Source organism: Cohnella massiliensis (assembly GCF_900169535.1).
GTDB lineage: Bacteria > Bacillota > Bacilli > Paenibacillales > Paenibacillaceae > Cohnella > Cohnella algarum.
Genome location: NZ_LT821257.1, coordinates 19,550 through 37,344, shown reverse-complemented (window position 1 = coordinate 37,344; position 17,795 = coordinate 19,550). Strand labels below are relative to the sequence as shown.

At 61.3% G+C, this 17,795-nt stretch carries 12 protein-coding genes, 1 pseudogene and 2 riboswitches; of the genes and pseudogenes, 12 read left to right on the top strand and 1 reads right to left on the bottom strand.

Going from position 1 to position 17,795, the window contains the following annotated elements:
• The first annotated feature begins 3 nt into the window (after positions 1-3).
• From purQ to B7E11_RS06660, 12 genes and pseudogenes are all read left to right on the top strand, one after another.
• A complete protein-coding gene (gene purQ / locus B7E11_RS06715; protein WP_080832853.1) occupies positions 4-696 on the top strand; it encodes a phosphoribosylformylglycinamidine synthase subunit PurQ in 693 nt (230 codons plus the stop codon).
• Positions 674-2,917: a phosphoribosylformylglycinamidine synthase subunit PurL gene (gene purL / locus B7E11_RS06710; protein WP_080832852.1), complete on the top strand. Its 2,244-nt coding sequence runs from the start codon at positions 674-676 to the stop codon at positions 2,915-2,917. Before purQ ends, purL begins: the two co-directional genes overlap by 23 nt.
• Positions 2,902-4,407 (top strand): amidophosphoribosyltransferase, encoded by a 1,506-nt coding sequence (gene purF / locus B7E11_RS06705; protein ID WP_080832851.1) that lies wholly within the window; start codon positions 2,902-2,904, stop codon positions 4,405-4,407. Before purL ends, purF begins: the two co-directional genes overlap by 16 nt.
• A gap of 259 nt (positions 4,408-4,666) precedes the next feature.
• Positions 4,667-5,710, top strand: coding sequence for a phosphoribosylformylglycinamidine cyclo-ligase (gene purM, locus B7E11_RS06700; RefSeq protein WP_080832850.1), 1,044 nt, complete (start codon positions 4,667-4,669; stop codon positions 5,708-5,710).
• Positions 5,710-6,333, top strand: coding sequence for a phosphoribosylglycinamide formyltransferase (purN, locus tag B7E11_RS06695; protein ID WP_080832849.1), 624 nt, complete (start codon positions 5,710-5,712; stop codon positions 6,331-6,333). The genes purM and purN overlap by 1 nt, the downstream gene beginning before the upstream one ends.
• A gap of 181 nt (positions 6,334-6,514) precedes the next feature.
• The gene (purH, locus tag B7E11_RS06690; protein ID WP_080832848.1) at positions 6,515-8,062 is read left to right on the top strand and encodes a bifunctional phosphoribosylaminoimidazolecarboxamide formyltransferase/IMP cyclohydrolase; all 1,548 of its coding nucleotides are present in this window, start codon (positions 6,515-6,517) and stop codon (positions 8,060-8,062) included.
• A 27-nt stretch (positions 8,063-8,089) separates the two neighbouring features.
• Complete coding sequence (purD, locus tag B7E11_RS06685; RefSeq protein WP_080832847.1) at positions 8,090-9,358, top strand: phosphoribosylamine--glycine ligase; 1,269 nt, start codon at positions 8,090-8,092, stop codon at positions 9,356-9,358.
• Between the two features lie 325 nt (positions 9,359-9,683).
• Positions 9,684-10,505, top strand: a complete 822-nt coding sequence (locus B7E11_RS06680; RefSeq protein ID WP_080832846.1) for an alpha/beta hydrolase — start codon at positions 9,684-9,686, stop codon at positions 10,503-10,505.
• Between the two features lie 1,055 nt (positions 10,506-11,560).
• Positions 11,561-12,214, top strand: a complete 654-nt coding sequence (locus B7E11_RS06675) for an LPXTG cell wall anchor domain-containing protein (protein ID WP_176220634.1) — start codon at positions 11,561-11,563, stop codon at positions 12,212-12,214.
• A gap of 77 nt (positions 12,215-12,291) precedes the next feature.
• Positions 12,292-12,966, top strand: a complete 675-nt coding sequence (locus B7E11_RS06670) for a class D sortase (protein ID WP_080832844.1) — start codon at positions 12,292-12,294, stop codon at positions 12,964-12,966.
• 53 nt (positions 12,967-13,019) lie between these two features.
• A riboswitch (cyclic di-GMP riboswitch) is annotated at positions 13,020-13,103 on the top strand.
• A 41-nt stretch (positions 13,104-13,144) separates the two neighbouring features.
• Positions 13,145-13,229: riboswitch (cyclic di-GMP riboswitch) on the top strand.
• Between the two features lie 13 nt (positions 13,230-13,242).
• The gene (locus B7E11_RS06665; protein ID WP_080832843.1) at positions 13,243-14,055 is read left to right on the top strand and encodes a transglutaminase-like domain-containing protein; all 813 of its coding nucleotides are present in this window, start codon (positions 13,243-13,245) and stop codon (positions 14,053-14,055) included.
• Positions 14,021-15,776: pseudogene (locus tag B7E11_RS06660) on the top strand (diguanylate cyclase domain-containing protein). Before B7E11_RS06665 ends, B7E11_RS06660 begins: the two are co-directional and overlap by 35 nt.
• A gap of 28 nt (positions 15,777-15,804) precedes the next feature.
• On the opposite strand, the gene B7E11_RS06655 reads toward B7E11_RS06660, so the two are convergent.
• Complete coding sequence (locus B7E11_RS06655; RefSeq protein WP_080832841.1) at positions 15,805-17,793, bottom strand: glycoside hydrolase family 15 protein; 1,989 nt, start codon at positions 17,791-17,793, stop codon at positions 15,805-15,807.
• Between the last annotated feature and the right edge of the window lie 2 nt (positions 17,794-17,795).

The window sequence follows — 17,795 nt, the reverse complement described above, 5'->3', positions numbered from 1 at the left end:
CTCATGAATTTCGCGGTACTCGTGTTTCCCGGTTCCAACTGCGATATCGACATGCTGAAAGCCGTCGAGGATACGGTCGGCCAGCCGGTCGACTACGTGTGGCATACGGCATCCGACCTGTCGAAATACGACGCCATTCTCGTGCCGGGAGGCTTCTCCTACGGGGACTACCTTCGCTGCGGCGCCATCGCCCGGTTCGCGCCGGTGATGAACGAGGTGCGCAAGGCGGCGGAGGAAGGGAAATTTATTCTCGGCGTCTGCAACGGGTTTCAAATTTTGACCGAGGCCGGCCTGCTGCCCGGCGCTCTCATCCGCAACAACACGCTCAAATTCCGGTGCCACCCGGTCGACCTCCGCGTCGAAAACGCGCGCACGGCGTTCACGAAGGATTACGCGGAAGGCGAAGTCGTGTCCATTCCGATCGCGCACGGCGAGGGCAACTACTACTGCAGCGACGAGACGCTTGCGCGGCTTAAAGCGAACAACCAGATCGTGTTCCGCTATACGGGCGAAAATCCGAACGGCTCCGTCGACAACATCGCGGGCATTTGCAACGAGGCGGGGAACGTCGTCGGCATGATGCCCCACCCGGAGCGCGCGGTTTCCGAATTGCTCGGATCCACGGGCGGCGCGAGGATGTTTACGTCAGTACTAAACGCTTGGAGGGAACGCAATGGCGCAGCAAGTGTCCGCTAAAGAACCGACGATCGAACAGATCGCCGAACAGAAAATTTACAAGCAGTTCGGCGTTTCCGAATCCGAATACGAGCTCATCTGCGGCTTTCTCGGACGCAAGCCGAACTATACCGAAATCGGCGTGTTCAGCGTCATGTGGTCCGAGCATTGCGCGTACAAAAACTCCAAGCCGCTGCTCAAGCGTTTCCCGACGACCGGGCCGCGCGTGCTGATGGGGCCGGGCGAAGGCGCCGGCATCGTCGACATCGGCGACAACCAGGCCGTCGTGTTCAAGATCGAGTCGCACAACCACCCGTCGGCGGTCGAGCCGTATCAGGGCGCGGCTACCGGCGTCGGCGGCATCATTCGCGACATTTTCTCGATGGGGTCGCGGCCGATCGCGCTGCTCAACTCCTTGCGGTTCGGCCGGCTGGAGAACGACCGCGTGCGTTACCTGTTCGAGCACGTCGTCAGCGGCATCGCCGGCTACGGCAACTGCATCGGCATCCCGACGGTCGCAGGCGAGGTCATGTTCGACGAATCGTACGAAGGCAACCCGCTCGTCAACGCGATGTGCGTCGGCCTGATCGACCACGACCGCATCCAGCGCGGCGTCGCCAAAGGCGTCGGCAACCCGGTGTTCTACGTCGGCCCGGCAACCGGACGCGACGGCATCCACGGCGCGACGTTCGCGTCCGAGGATTTGACCGCGGAATCCGAAGCGAAGCGCTCGGCGGTGCAGGTCGGCGATCCGTTCATGGAAAAGCTCGTCATGGAAGCGACGCTCGAGCTCATCGAATCCGGCATCGTGCTCGGCATTCAGGACATGGGCGCGGCGGGCCTGACGTGCTCCAGCGCCGAGATGGCCAGCAAAGCCGGCAACGGCATGGAGCTGTACCTCGACGAGGTGCCGCAGCGCGAGGAAGGCATGACGGCGTACGAAATGATGCTGTCCGAGTCGCAGGAGCGGATGCTGTTCGTCACCGAGCCGCAGCACGAGGCGCAGGCGAAGGCGATTTTCGAGCGGTGGGGCCTGCACTGCGCCAAAGTCGGCAAAGTGACCGACGACGGCCGCTTGCGGCTGTTCCACAAGGGCGAGCAGGTGGCCGACATGCCGGTCAAGGCGCTCGTCGACGACTGCCCGGTGTATAACAAGCCTTCAAAGGTGCCGGATTATTATTTGAAAAACGGCTCCGTCGATACGACCCGCTACGAGCAGGTCGCCGACCTGAAGGACGCGTTGAAAAAAGTGCTCGGCTCGCCGTCCCTGGCAAGCAAAGAGTGGGTTTACAGCCAGTACGATTACCAGGTCCGGACGTCGACGGCGGTCGTGCCGGGATCGGACGCCGCGGTCGTGACGATTCGCGGCACGCGCAAGGCGCTCGCGATGACGACGGACTGCAACGGCCGCTACGTTTATCTGGATCCCGAAGTCGGCGGTCGCATCGCGGTCGCGGAAGCGGCGCGCAACATCGTCTGCTCCGGCGGCGAGCCGCTGGCGATTACGGACAACCTGAACTTCGGTTCGCCGGAGAAGCCGGAAGTGTTCTGGCAAATGGAAAAAGCGGTAGACGGCATGTCCGAAGCCTGCCGTTATCTCGAAACGCCGGTTATCGGCGGCAACGTGTCGCTGTACAACGAAAATGCCAAAGGGGCCATTTATCCGACGCCGGTCGTCGGCATGGTCGGCCTGGTTCACGATATCGACCACATTACGACGCAGGAATTCAAAGCGGAAGGCGACGCGATCTTCCTGCTAGGGGAGACGAAGGCGGAGCTCGGCGGCAGCGAATTCCAGTACTCCGTGCTGGGCTTGACGGAAGGCCGTCCGCCGGAGCTGGACCTTGAAACCGAGAAGAAGCTGCACCGCGCCGTTCTGGGCGCGATCCAGCAAGGGCTCGTCGCTTCGGCGCACGATTTGTCGGAAGGCGGCCTGGCCGCCGCGCTGGCGGAAGCTTCCTTCGGCCGCGGGCTGGGCGCAACCGTCGATTTTACGACGAACCTGCGGACGGACATCGCGCTGTTCAGCGAATCCCAATCCCGCATCCTGTTGTCGGTCAAACCCGAGCGCGCGGACGAACTGTCCGCCTGGCTCGCTTCGCAAGGCGTTCCGGCGCAGCGGCTCGGCACGGTCGGCGGCGGCAGCTTGACGATTGCCGTTAACGGCCGCGTCGCGATCGAGGCGTCCGTGGACGAACTCCGCAAAGAATGGAAGGAAGCGATCCCATGCCGGATGCAGTAAAATCCGGACCGAAAGCCGCTGCGAATGCGGCCGAATCCTTGTTTTGGACCGGAGATTATTACAACGAAGGCCATGCTCACGAGGAAATCTTCGACAAAGTCAAAGAGGAATGCGGCGTATTCGGGGCGTTCAATTTGCCGAATGCGGCCACGCTCGCCTATTACGGCCTCCACGCCCTGCAGCATCGGGGCGAGGAGAGCTGCGGCATCTGCACGTCGGAAGACGGCGTCTTCCATTACCATCGCGGCATGGGGCTCGTCAAGGAAGTGTTCGACCGCGACAAGCTCGATTCGCTGGCGGGGAACCGGGCGATCGGCCACGTTCGCTACTCGACGTCGGGCTCGAGCCAGCTCGGAAACGCGCAGCCGCTCGTCTTCAAGTACCGCGGGGGGGACCTCGCGGTTTGCACGAACGGGAACCTCGTCAACGAGCCGGTCATCCGCCGCGAGCTGGAGGATCAGGGCTCGATTTTCCAGACGACGAGCGACACCGAGGTTATCGCGCACCTGATCGCGCGGTCGCCGAAGGACCTCGTCGAGGCGGTCAAGGACGCGTTCGCGCGGCTGATCGGAGGCTATGCCTTCCTGATCATGACGAAGGACTGCCTGATCGCGGCCTGCGACCCGAACGGCTTCCGGCCGCTCGTCATGGGCCGGATGGGCGACGGCTACGCGTTCGCGTCGGAAACGTGCGCGCTGGAAACGATCGGCGCCGAATTCGTGCGCGACGTGCAGCCTGGCGAAATTCTCGTCCTCGACAAGGACGGCCTTCGCGAGGAGCGGTACGCGCCGCTCGAGCGCCGGGCGGTTTGCGCGATGGAATATATTTATTTCGCCCGTCCGGACAGCGACATCAACGAAATCAACCTGCACTCGGCGCGGAAACGGATGGGGCAGCGTCTCGCGCTCGAATCGTTCGTCGACGCCGACGTCGTCACGGGCGTGCCGGATTCCAGCATTTCCGCCGCCATCGGCTACGCCGAGCAGACGGGCATCCCGTACGAGCTCGGCCTGATCAAAAACAAATACACGGGCCGCACGTTCATCCAGCCTTCGCAGGAGCTGCGGGAACGCGGCGTCAAGATGAAGCTGTCAGCCGTCCGCAAAGTCGTCGAGGGCAAGCGGGTCGTCATGATCGACGACTCGATCGTGCGCGGCACGACGTCGCTGCGGATCGTCAACCTGCTGCGGGAGGCCGGGGCGACGGAAGTGCACGTGCGGATCACGTCTCCGCCGTTCATGAACCCGTGCTACTACGGGATCGATACGCCGAACCCCGGCGATCTGATCGCCTCCACGAAGTCGGTGGAGGAAATCCGCAAGGCGATCAACGCGGATTCGCTCTACTTCCTGAGCAAAGAGGGACTCATGGAGGCGGTGGGCGGCCACGAAAACGAGAAAAACCGCGGCCTGTGCATGAGCTGCTTCGATAACGATTATCCGACCCAGGTGAAATTCGAGCATGCGAAAGCGACCTGCGGCTGCGATTAAGGGGAGCGACGGGGAGCAGGCGGATCGGCGCTCTTTCGCGGGCGTTCGAAACGCAGCGGCCGCTATTCGCATGAATGAGCCGTGGAAGCGGACAACCGGGGAGAATGGCGGCCAGAAACGACCGCTAAGCTGCCGCCCGAACAGGGTAAAGGCGCTTGGCGGTCAAACCGGCCGTTATTTTGCCGCGGAGCACAATTTTCGCGCTTGGTTTTCTCCGTGAGCAAAGGAAAACGAGCCAAAAGGAAAAGGGGGCCAACCCATGTCTGAAGCGTACAAACAGGCCGGCGTCGACATCGCGGCAGGCAACGAAGCGGTCGAACGGATGAAAAAGCACGTCAAGCGGACGTTCCGTCCGGAGGTGCTGACGGGGCTCGGCGGATTCGGCGGGCTGTTCGGGCTGAACAAGGACAAATACGAGGAGCCGGTGCTCGTCTCCGGAACCGACGGCGTCGGCACGAAGCTGAAGCTGGCGTTCGACCTGGACAAGCACGACACGATCGGCATCGACGCGGTCGCCATGTGCGTCAACGACGTCGTCGTCACGGGAGCGGAGCCGCTGTTTTTCCTCGATTATCTCGCCTGCGGCAAGCTGGTGCCCGAGAAAATCGAGGCGATCGTCAAGGGCGTGGCCGAAGGCTGCGTGCAGGCGGGCTGCGCGCTGATCGGCGGCGAAACGGCCGAGATGCCGGGCATGTATCAGGACGGCGAGTACGACATCGCCGGGTTTACGGTAGGCATCGTCGACAAGCCGAAGGCGATCGACGGCTCGAAGATCGCGCCCGGGGACGCGGTCGTCGGCCTCGCTTCGAGCGGCGTCCACTCGAACGGGTATTCGCTCGTCCGCAAGCTTTTGCTTGAGCGGATGGGATACTCCCTCTCCGACAAGCTGCCGGAGCTGGAAGGCAAAACGCTCGGGGAAACGCTCATCGAGCCGACCCGCATCTACGTGAAAAGCGTTCTCCGCCTGCTGGAGAGCGTGCAGATCAAAGGCATGGCGCACATTACGGGCGGCGGCTTTATCGAGAACATTCCGCGCGTGCTGCCGGAAGGCGTGAACGTCGATATCGAGCGCGGCTCCTGGCCGGTGCAGCCGATTTTCGGCCTGATGCAGCGCGACGGCGCGATCAGCGACCGGGACATGTTCACGACGTTCAACAACGGCATCGGCATGGTGCTCATCGTGCCGGGCGAGCAGGCCGAGGCCGCCGTCAAGCTGGCCGGCGAATGCGGCGAGAGCGCCTACGTCATCGGCAAGGTGACGGCCGGCAACCGCGTCGTCACGTTCGGAGGCGCGGAGCTGTAATGGCGAGTTCTCCCCTGCGAATCGCCGTATTCGCTTCGGGCGGCGGCAGCAACTTTCAGGCGCTGGCCGAAGCGATCGCGGACGGCGGCATCCCGGCCGAGCTCGCGCTGCTCGTCTGCGACAAGCCGGAAGCGGGCGTCGTCCGCCGGGCCGAGGCGCTCGGCGTGCCGACGCTGCTGTTCCGGCCGAAGGAGTACGCTTCGCGCGAAGCGTACGAACGGGAAATCGTCGAACGGCTCGTCAGCGAAGACGTCGGCCTGATCGTGCTGGCCGGCTACATGCGGCTGATTACGGACGTGCTGGTCAAGCCCTATTACGGGCGGATGATCAATATTCATCCCGCGCTTTTGCCCGCTTTTCCGGGCGTTCGCGCGGTGCGCCAGGCGCTCGAGTACGGGGTGAAGCTGGCCGGCGCGACCGTGCATTACGTCGACGGCGGCATGGATTCCGGGCCGATCATCGCGCAGCGGGCGGTAGAGGTGGCGGACGACGACACGGAGGAAACGTTGACGGCACGCATCCATGCGGTCGAGCACGAGCTTCTGCCCCGGGTCGTGCGCTGGATTGCGGAAGGCCGCGTGACGCTGGACGGCCGTAAGGTATCGATCGTCCGGCAGGCTTGAGGAAGGTCTTGTTCGGAAGCAAAAAGATGAATAACGGCCGCAACGGACCGTTATTTCGCGAATCCCCGTCCCGGGCGGTGCATAGCGCCCTCTTTTGCGTTTAAGCGACCCCCGGCGGGGTCAGACGGCGGAATGAAACGAAGCCGCGGCAGCGGCGAAGCTAAAGATTAGGAGTGAAATCATGGCGATCAGAAGAGCGCTGGTCAGCGTATCGGACAAGACGGGCATCGTGAAGTTTTGCCGCGAATTGTCGCAGCTCGGCGTGGAAATCATTTCGACGGGCGGCACGAAGACGCTGCTGGAAAAAGAAAACGTGCCGGTCATCGGCATCTCGGACGTGACGGGCTTTCCCGAGGTGCTGGACGGCCGCGTCAAGACGCTGCACCCCGCGGTGCACGGCGGGCTTCTCGCGATCCGCGACAACGCCGAGCACCGCGAAACGATGGAGAAGCTGGGGCTCGATTACATCGATCTCGTCATCGTGAACCTGTATCCGTTCCAGGCCACCATCGAAAAACCGGACGTGACGTACGAGGACGCGATCGAAAACATCGACATCGGCGGTCCGACGATGCTTCGTTCCGCGGCGAAAAACCATGCGTTCGTCACCGTCGTCGTCGATGCGGGCGATTACGCGCAGGTGCTCGAAGAAGTGCGGGCGGGCGGCGATACGGAGCTGGCCACGCGCAAAAAGCTGGCGGCGAAAGTATTCCGCCACACCGCGGCCTACGACGCCCTTATTTCCGACTACTTCGCCAAAGTATTGGACGAGCCGCTGCCGGAGCGCCTGACGGTCACCTACGAAAAAGTCCAGGAGCTGCGCTACGGGGAAAACCCGCACCAGCAAGCGGCTTTTTACAAGAAGCCGATTTCCGCCGCGGGAAGCATCGCGACGGCCGAGCAGCTGCACGGCAAGGAGCTGTCGTATAACAACATCAACGACGCGAACGCGGCGCTGGCGATCGTCAAGGAATTCGACGAGCCCGCCGTCGTGGCGGTGAAGCATATGAATCCTTGCGGCGTCGGCATCGGCGCCGACATCGACGAGGCGTACCGCAAGGCGTACGAAGCGGATCCGACCTCGATTTTCGGGGGCATCGTGGCGGCCAACCGCACGATCGGCGCGGAAACGGCCGGACGCCTGAGCGAAATTTTCCTCGAAATCGTGCTCGCTCCCGACTTTACGCCGGAAGCGCTCGAAATTTTGCAGCGCAAAAAAAATATCCGCCTGCTGCGCCTCGGCGAAATCTCGTCGGCGTCCGAACGGAGACCCGAATGGCTGATCAGCAGCGTCGAAGGCGGCATGCTCGTGCAGCAGAGCGACGTGCACAGCCTGACGGAAGCGGATCTTAAAGTCGTCACCGACCGCGCTCCGACCGCGGAAGAGCTGAAGCAGCTGCTGTTCGGCTGGAAGGTCGTCAAGCATGTCAAGTCGAACGCGATTTTGCTGGCGGCGGACAGCATGACGGTCGGCGTGGGCGCCGGTCAGATGAACCGCGTCGGCGCGGCCAAAATCGCCATCGAGCAGGCCGGAGAGAAAGCCCGCGGAGCGGTGCTCGCTTCGGATGCGTTTTTCCCGATGGGCGATACGCTGGAGTTGGCGGCGAAAGCCGGCATTACGGCCGTCATTCAGCCGGGCGGCTCGATCAAGGACGAGGAGTCGATCAAGGTCGCGAACGCGCACAACATCGCCATGGTCATGACCGGCGTGCGTCATTTCAAGCACTGAGCAAGATCTGAGGGGGAGCCTGTACACATGCGTATACTTGTCATCGGACGCGGCGGACGGGAACACGCCATCGTCTGGGCGCTTCGGCGCAGCGAAAAGGTCAAGCACATTTTCTGCGCTCCGGGGAATGCCGGAATCGGCAGTCTTGCCGAAAACGTCGACATCGGGGAGCTTGAATTCGACCGTCTCGTTCAATTCGCGTTGGACAACGCGGTCGATCTCGTCGTCGTCGGTCCGGACGATCCGCTTGCCGCGGGTATCGTGGACGCGTTCGAAGCGGCGAAGGTACCCGTATACGGACCGCGCAAAAACGCCGCCGAAATCGAAGGCAGCAAAATTTTCATGAAAAACCTTTTGCGCAAATACGGCATTCCGACGGCCAAATACGAGACGTTCACGGAATACGAGCCGGCGCTTGCCTATCTCCGGAGCCAGCCGGCGCCGATCGTCATCAAGGCGGACGGCCTCGCGGCGGGCAAGGGCGTTACCGTCTGCTTCACGGCGGAAGAGGCCGAGCGGGCGCTGCGGGAAACGATGGTGGACAAGTCGTTCGGCGCGGCCGGCGACAAGGTGGTCATCGAGGAGTACCTCGAAGGCCAGGAGATGTCGATTTTGTCGTTCGTCGACGGGGAAACGGTTCGTCCGATGCCGGCCGCCCAAGACCACAAGCCGGTCTTCGACGGCGACAAAGGCCCGAACACCGGCGGGATGGGCACGGATTCGCCGCTGCCGCATATTCCGCAGGCGATCATCGACGAGGCGATCGAGACGATCGTCAAGCCGACGGCCCGCGCGATGGCGGCCGAAGGGCGTCCGTTCCGCGGCGTGCTGTTCGCCGGGCTGATGATCACGAAGGACGGGCCGAAAACGATCGAATTCAACGCCCGGTTCGGCGACCCGGAGACCCAGGTCGTCCTGCCGCGGCTGAACACCGATCTGGTCGATATTTTCCTCGCCTCGATCAACGGACGCCTGCATGACCTCGATATTTCCTGGAGCGACGAAGCCGCGGTGTGCGTCGTGCTGGCTTCCGGAGGCTATCCGGGCTCCTATCCGAAGGGCTTGCCGATTCATGGCCTGGACGATGCGGGGGATGCGCTCGTGTTTCATGCGGGGACGGCGGAGCGGGACGGAAACATTGTCACGGCGGGAGGCCGCGTGCTCGGCGTCGTCGGGCTCGGCAAGGATATCGCCGACGCGCGCGGCAAGGCGTACGAAGCCGCGGACAAAATCTCGTTCGAGGGCAAGTTCAACCGGACGGATATCGCCGCGAAGGCGTTGGTCCGAGGCAAGTAAAGCATGAAAAAGCCGCCTGAAGGTCCGACGGGACTTTTGCGGGCGGCTTGCTTTATTTTTTTCGGAACAATTCCCGGCGCTTGGAGTAAACGTAGGCGACCGCGTAAACGACTCCGATGGCCAGCATGGCGGCAACCGCATGCTGCGAAAGCCAAGCGACGAACGCTTCCATGAAAGCGACCTCCCTCGGGATGACTTCTCGGTTTAGAATGCCCCGTTTGGGGTAGAATGTTCCGGCGTACGTTTGACAGAGGAAAGCGATGATGGTAAGATTTTTAATACATAGTATATTAATCGGAATTAGTGGAATAAAGGAGATCCGACCATGGAAAGACCGTTTACGATACGACACGACCGCTTGAACCTCGCCGCGACGATCCATTATCCGAATCCGGATGCCAAGCGGGAGGGCCGGAAGCTTCCCCTGATTATTATCAACCACGGTTTTGTCGGAAGCCGGATCGGCGTGGACCGATTGTTCGTGCTGGCGGCCCGGCAGTTCGCGGAGCAAGGGAATCTGGTTATCCGGTTCGATTTCGCGGGCTGCGGGGAGAGCGACGGCGTTTACGGGGAGCATGGGCTCGACTCGATGATCGAGCAAACCCGCACGGTGCTGAACTACGGTCTGTCGCTCGATATCGTCGATCCTTTGCGCGTGACGCTGCTCGGTCACAGCTTGGGCGGAGCGGTCGCGCTGCTGACCGCCGTGAGGGAAAAGCGGGTGAAATCGCTCGTGCTCTGGTCGGCGGTCGGGTATCCGTTCAACGACATTACGCGCATCGTCGGACGCAAAATATACGAAGAAGCGGTCACCCGAGGTTCGGCGGACTATCTCGGCTACACGCTGAAGCCGGATTTTTTCGACGCGCTGATGAAGCATCAGCCGTTCCAGGAAACGCAGAAATTCACCGGGGACGTGCTGCTCGTGCACGGAACGGGAGACGACGTCATACCGGTCGATTATACGTTTTTGCTGGAAAAGACGTTTTGGCTTCGGGGAGAAGGACGCTGCGACAAAGTCGTCATTTTTCAGGCGGATCACACCTATTCGAGCGGCGAGCATAAAAAAGAGCTGATCCGCGCCACTTCGGATTGGCTCGGCGGCTACGACCAGCGGCAGCAGGAGTGGCACCATTGGAGCATATAGGCCGAACGAAGCCTTCGAGTCCGCGCGGCAGCGGTTGAGGGCTTTCTTGCCCTCTCCGCGTGGCTTAAAGCCGATTCCAGTTGGGTCAAATTTACTCATCTCACCCCACCGCCGCGCACGCCGTCGTCCCAGTTGAGTCGTGGCGACTCATTTAGGCCCGCCATCCGCGCACAGCCGCTTCCGGTTGGGTCAAATTTACTCATCTCACCCCACCGCCGCGCACGCCGTCGTCCCAGTTGAGTCGTAGCGACTCATTTAGGCCCGCCATCCGCGTACAACCGCTTCCAGTTGGGTCAAATTTACTCATCCCCACCGCCGCGCACGCCGTCGTCCCAGTTGAGTCGTAGCGACTCATTTAGGCCCGCCATCCGCGCACAGCCGATTTCAGTTGGGTTAAATTTACTCATCTCACCCCACCGCCGCGCACGCCGTCGCCCCAGTTGAGTCGTAGCGACTCATTTAGGCCCGCATCCGCGCACAACCGTTTCCAGTTGGGTCAAATTTACTCATCTCGCCCCACCGCCGCGCACGCCGTCGTCCCAGTTGAGTCGTAGCGACTCATTTAGGCCCGCCATCCGCGTACAACCGCTTCCAGTTGGGTTAAATTTGCTCATCTCACCCCACCGCCGCGCACGCCGTCGTCCCAGTTGAGTCGTAGCGACTCATTTAGGCCCGCCGTCCGCGCACAGCCGCTTCCGGTTGGGTTAAATTTACTCATCTCACCCCACCGCCGCGCACGCCGTCGCCCCAGTTGAGTCGTAGCGACTCATTTAGGCCCGCCGTCCGCGCACAGCCGCTTCCAGTTGGGTTAAATTTGCTCATCTCACCCCACCGCCGCGCGCTGACGATCAAGCAGACGTTTTCCCCATACCGGCGTATTTTTATCGAAAATTGATGCTTAAGCCACTGGTCTTTTGTCGGACCGGGCCGATCTGACATGTCGTTTAGTACAGTTTTTGTACAGATCCTCCTGCTACTCTGTTATGGTGCTGTTCGTTAGCAACATGTGCGGAGAAAAAGATAGATGGACGAAATCAATGAATCGGGAGGCAGCTGTGAAAAGATTTTTGAAAACGATGGTCAACTTGCGCTTGTTGGCCGTGTTGCTTGTCGTTGCGTATGGAGCTTTCTCGGGCGTGGGGGCGGCAGCGGCCGCGTCGGTTCCGCCGCTCGACGCGGCCTCTGAGTCGGCCAAGCCGGACGTCATTCCGGAACTGCCGGAAGCGGCGTCGTATGTCGCCGGCTCGGACAAAACGGGCGAAGTGGTCGAGATTGCCGAGGAGGAAGTGCCGCTCGGAACCGTCGAAACGGAGGCGAAGCCGGACGTCATTCCGGAACTGCCGGAAGCGGCGTCGTATGTCGCCGGCTCGGACGAAACGGGCGAAGTGATCGAGGTGGCCGAGGAGGAAGTACCGCTTGGAACCGTCGAAATGGCGGCGAAGCCGGACGTCATTCCGGAACTGCCGGAAGCGGCGTCGTATGTCGCCGGCTCGGACGAAACGGGCGAAGTGATCGAGGTGGCCGAGGAGGAAGTGCCGCTCGGAACCGTCGATCACGGCGTTGATGCCGCGAAGACGATCGAAGAGGACGAGGCGCCGCTTGGCACGCTGCCGCAGACCGGCGAGTCCGGTCCGCTTCCGTTTTACCTGTTCGGATCGGCGCTTGCCGTTTTCGGCGTTTGCCTGCTGCGCAAAAAACGCGTAAACTGACCGTATGAACGCGGGCCTGTCCGGCCTGAATGCGTCGCTGCATTCACGCTTCTCCACGGCCCAGGAGGGATAACGACATGAAAAAGCTGTACTTGCTTTTCATCCTGGCGGGCGTTTTTCTGATCTGCTACCCGCATCTGAACGAGTGGGTTCAGGACCGGAAGCAGGCGCAGTTGCTGGCTGCCGCGGAGCGGGAGCTGGCCGAAGCCGACGATCGGCTGTCGTCTTCCGTATCTACGCTAAAGAACGGCTTGGCGAAAGTGAACGCGCTATTGGAACAAAGCGCGCAGGAAGAAGAACCGGAGGAGCACGACCCGTTTGCCGCGTACGCGGAGGACGAACGGCCGCTCGCCATCCTGACGATCGACAAAATCGACGTCAAGCTGCCGGTGCTCGAAGGGGCCACCAAGCAGAACATGAAGCACGCCGCGGCGCACATGACAGAGACGGCCGCGCTGGGAGAGGTCGGCAATGCCGCCGTCGCCGCGCATAGAGCCAGAACGAAGGGCCGCTTGTTCAACCGGCTCGACGAAGTGGAAATCGGCGACAAGATCGACGTCAAGACAAGCGAGGGCAGCTACAGCTACACGGTTTACGAAATCAAAATCGTGGAGCCGACGGAGCTTTCCGTGCTGGAGCCGAACGGAACGGACCGCATTTTGACGCTCATTACGTGCGATCCGCTCGTCAACCCCACGCATCGTCTGATCGTTCACGCCAAAATAACCGATTCCGCCGCGACGGCGGATTAAAAACTGCTTTTCTATTTCGACAAATAATGGTATAATTTTTATGTAAAAGCTTATCACGATAACGGCAAACCTGTCGAAAGGCAGGGACGCAAAGCTACAGGGCCTTCCTCCGAGCGAGATGGCAGCCAGTTGCCGAACGACATGGCTTTTTTTGTTTTTTCGAAGCCTCTGAAAACTTTACCGATAATGGCATACCTGTCGAAAGGCAGGGACGCAAAGCCATAGGGCCTTCCTCCAAGCGAGATGGCAGCCTGGCCGCCGAAGGGAGTTTTACGAATGCGCAAGCTCGCGTTCGCGACCGCCGCGATCGTTATATTGTTTACCATGTTGTTTGGCGCCGCAGCCTACGCCGCGAACGAAACCGGCGCGGACTGGCTGGACACGACAAAGCTGGATACCGGGGCGGTCGGCGTGCGCTATGCAGTCAAAGCCGACGTCAAAACGAAGGCCATGATCGTCAAGGACACCGGAAAATATACCTATACGCTCAGAGCGGACAAGCCTGTCGAATGGTTCCCTCTGCAGTTGGGCAACGGCGACTACACGGTGACGATTCTGGAAAACGTCAGCGGCAATCAGTACAAAGTCGTGGACAAGGCAACGCTGACGCTCGCTTTGCAGGACGGCACGGCCGTTTATTTGAACCAGGTACAGAACATCGATTGGACGCCGAACAGCATCGCCGTTCAAAAGGCGAAGGAACTGACGCAGAACAAAAAGACGGACGCCGAAAAGGTGGCCGCCGTTTACCGATACGTAATCGACAACGTCAAGTACGACAAAGAGCTCGCGGCCGCAGCCACGCCGGATTACCTGCCGCAAATCGACCGCACGTTCGCCAGCAACAAGGATATCTGCTACGGCTACGCCGCCTTGACGGCCGGCATGCTGCGCGCGCTCGATATCCCGACGAAGCTGGTGACGGGCAAAACGACGTACGTAACCGAGTACCATGCCTGGAATCAAGTGTTTCTGGACGGCCAATGGGTGACGATCGATACGACGGTCGACGCCGGACTCAAAGCCGGCAAGCAAGATTTCCAAATGATCAAGGATGCCGCTCTCTATACGGCGGACAAGGTGTACTAAAGCCTTGGAATTTGCAAAAAAAGCCCAGGAAGCTCCGAGCCGCAGCGCGGTTTTCGGGGCTTTTTTTCAGATCGAAATCGAGCGTTCAGTTTCTGTACAGTTCAAACGGCTATACTTGAATGAGCGATATTCGGGGCCGGCAATGGGTCGTTCGTCCCGAAATTTCAGGCAACGAAACGAAAGAGGTAAGGATATGTTTGCTTTTGGAGGAAATTCAATCGTAACGGTAATGATCGTCTACGCGCTCGCAGCCGTGAATTTATATGCCTGCCTGAGCTTCGCGGGCAAGATCGGGCTTTCGAAAGGGGAAAAAGGGCGGCTCGCCGCGGTTCAGGCGGCGGTGACCGTCGTTTTCGGCATCGGGACGGATTTTTTCTCGGAAATGATCGACGTTTCCCGGACGTTTCCGTTTCTTTTCGCTTTAACTTCGGTTCTGGTGGCGCTGATCGCCGTCGTCACGGCCGTGCTGATGGCCAGCTGGATCATGGACGAAAAAAGCCTGAACCTGCGCCAATGCATGGCGGGGACGACGCTGCTGGCCGCAGGGTTGTCGTCGATGCATTACAACGGCTTGGCCGCCCCTTGGCTTATGGAGGTCTACGATCCCAATCTCATCGCGATCGTCGCGATTACGGCCGTCGTCGCCATCGCAGGGGTCAGCTGCATTTTTCCCAGGCTTGCCAAAGGGGCGATCGCCGCAGCCATTTTAGGTTATATGATGGTGCCCGCCGCGCTGAACGTCAGCCATTTCATGGCGGCATTGGTTCTGGTGTGGCTGCTTTCGCTGCTGGGCATGTACGTGCTGCAAAGAACGCGAGATTCGAAAACGGCAGACGCCGGAGAAAATGCCTATAAATCGTTGTACGAGAACAGCCGGGACGGAATCGTTCTGATCGACAGCCAGTATAAAATCGTCGGATTGAACGCTTCGGCCGCTTCCATCACGGGCATGGAAAGCCGGCAATTGCGAGGCAAGCCGCTTTCCTCCGTGCTTGACCGCGTGCCGCCGGAAGTCCGGCGGAAAACGAAAAAGCTGTTTTTGCTTTCGTTGCGCGCTCCCGAACAGCGTCCTTGCGAGATGCCGTTTCTCGACGCCAAAGGACAGCGGCGCGAGCTTCAGGTGACGCGAATTCCCGTTCGGGTCGAACTGGACGGGGAGGAGGTGCGAAGCTTTATCGTCATCAAGGATATTACGAGCGAAAAACGGGCGGTCGAGCAGATTCGTTACCTGGCCTATCACGACGAGCTGACGAAGCTGCCGAACCGGAGAATGTTCAACAAAACGTTGGAAGAGGAAATTCGATCGAGCCGGGAAACGGGCAAGCCGTTCGGCGTCATGATCGTCGATATGGACGGGTTCAAAAAAATAAACGACGCGTTCGGCCATACGCAAGGCGATCTTTTTCTGAGACAGGCGACGGAACGAATCCAGGGCTGCCTAAGCGGAAGCCAGGCCATGCTCGCCCGCATAGGCGGGGACGAATTCGCCGTAATCTGCCGGGGAGAGCGGCTTGGGGAGGAAATGGCAGACCTGGCCGACCGGATCGTCCAGGCCATGCATCGGCATCGCCGTTTTTCCGCAGGACGGGGACACCGCCGCGCAGTTGATGGACCATGCCGACGCCGCCATGTATGACGTCAAGAAGAAGGGCAAAAACGGCTTTCAAATGTACAAAAGCGACCGCACGCCGCCGTTTCCGGAAGCCTCGTTGGACGTCTGACCCGGAAGCGGGCGGCGCGCGGCTTGATTTAGGCGTCGGCCGGATATCCCGCCCTGGACGTCTCGCCGACCTCCGCAAGCTCGCCGGCGGCGGCGAGCTTGTCGACCGCCAGAACGAACATGGCGTGCGACCAGGTGAGGGGGACGATCCATGCCGGAGCCCCGCTGGCTTTGTCAACCTGTTCGGGCAGCAGGCCGGTTTCGGTGCGGTGATCGATCGCCCAGCGCAGCAGCTTGCGCGCCTCCTCGTATTGTCCGATCTCGGTCCGGTAGTGGGCGAGCCACAACGTCGTCAAAATCCATGGATTGCCCCCGATGTACGGATCGTTCTCATACCGTTTGATCCCTCCGACGACGGGCGAGGTCAGCTTGCGCTCGATCGCATCGGCCTGCCGCCGCATGTAGTCGTGCTCCGGAGGCAGCACGCCGAACGGGGTCGAGACGCCGAGCAAGCTGATGTCGACCGTCGGATCGTATTTCAGCCGGTATACGGGATAGCCCTTTGCCGTATGCTCGACGCCGCCTTCCGCGCCGCGGGCGACGGCGCGCTCGTACTCCTCGCGGCCGACCTTCAGATGAAGCCCGCGGTAAAAGCTGCCTTCCGCCTCGTTCCAGCAATCGTTCTCGATCGCTTCGGCGATGCGGTCCGCCATCCGCTCCCAGGCCGCGGCCGAGTCGTCGTCCCCCATCAGCCGGGCGAACGAGGACGCGGCGCGCAGCCCCGCGGAGACGGCGGCCGCCGAATACGTGTGCTCGGCGTCGCGCTCCTCCCACAGGTCGACGCTCGGCTTCGGAAGGCCGGTGTCCGGGTCGACGAAGCCGGCGAGAAACGCCGCGCCCTTGGCCACGGCCGGCCACATGCGGCGGGCGAAGCTTTCGTCGCCGGTTGCGGCGTAATGCTGCCACATCCCCCAGACGATGGAGCCGCCTTCGTCGATCTGCAGTCCCCACGAGGGAGCGAGGCTGCCGTCGTGGTAATGGCGCTGCTGCCAGGACCCGTCCGCCTCCTGCGCGCTCAGCGTCCATTCGTAGAAGCGCCGGGACGCTTCCGTCAGCCCGGTCCGGTCGAGCGCCGTCGTGATGAACGCCGCGTCGCGCCCCCAGCAGAACGAATAGCCGCCGCAGCGGGAAAAGCTCTCGTCCGCCTCGGGAGCGGCAAGCAGGCTGCCGGTCTGCGAGTCGGACATCAGCTTGAACATGAGAACGGACCGTTCGTACAGCTCCGCAAGCGCCCTGTCGCCGCCCGGGCACGGCCGCGCCCCGCGCAGCTCGGAGTGCCAGTAGATGCGGGTCGCTTCCAGCCATTGCGAAACCGGCTTTTCCTTCGTCTCCGCCAGCCGCAGCAGCGCCTCCGGCATCGTCGTTCCCGCCGCGATATAAACGGGAAGACTGACGTTTTCGCCGCCTTTCAGCTTCAAATCCCAAGCCATCGCCCCGTCCGGCCGCATGTCGATCGCGTTGCCGTTCAACTCTCCGCGAACCGCCGCTTCCCAGGCGGAACCGCATTGAAATTCCGCGCAAACGTTTGCGCCCGAGACGGCAAAAAAAGACCGCTTATGGAAGTGAACGATCGCATCCGCGTCTTCGCGGAACGTCGTCGTGTTGTACAAGGGGCTTTCGTTGACGTGAAAAGAAGAATACCAGACGAAACGGAACGAGACCTCGCCGGCCGTCTCGTTCGTGAACGTATAATGGCGCACGTGAACGTCTCCTTCGGGAAGCGAAAAATCCCGCTGCAGGACGGATAGAGGGAAGCCGTTGCGGCTCGCCTCGGTCCGGACGATATTGGTGCCGGGTTCGTAGGCGATTCGATGCTCCCAGCCGTCCGCGGCATCGTCGAACCAGGTCGCGGCGGAATCGGCTCCGGAAAGCCGGATGCCGGTCCGAATCGCATCTACGTGCTGGGGATGGTCGATATGGGGCCACCACAGCCGGTACAGCCGGCCGGTCCGCCCCAGCGAACCGAGCATCCGGCCGTTGCCGACGATGGCGTCGATCAGATAAGGTTTGTTGGACATGT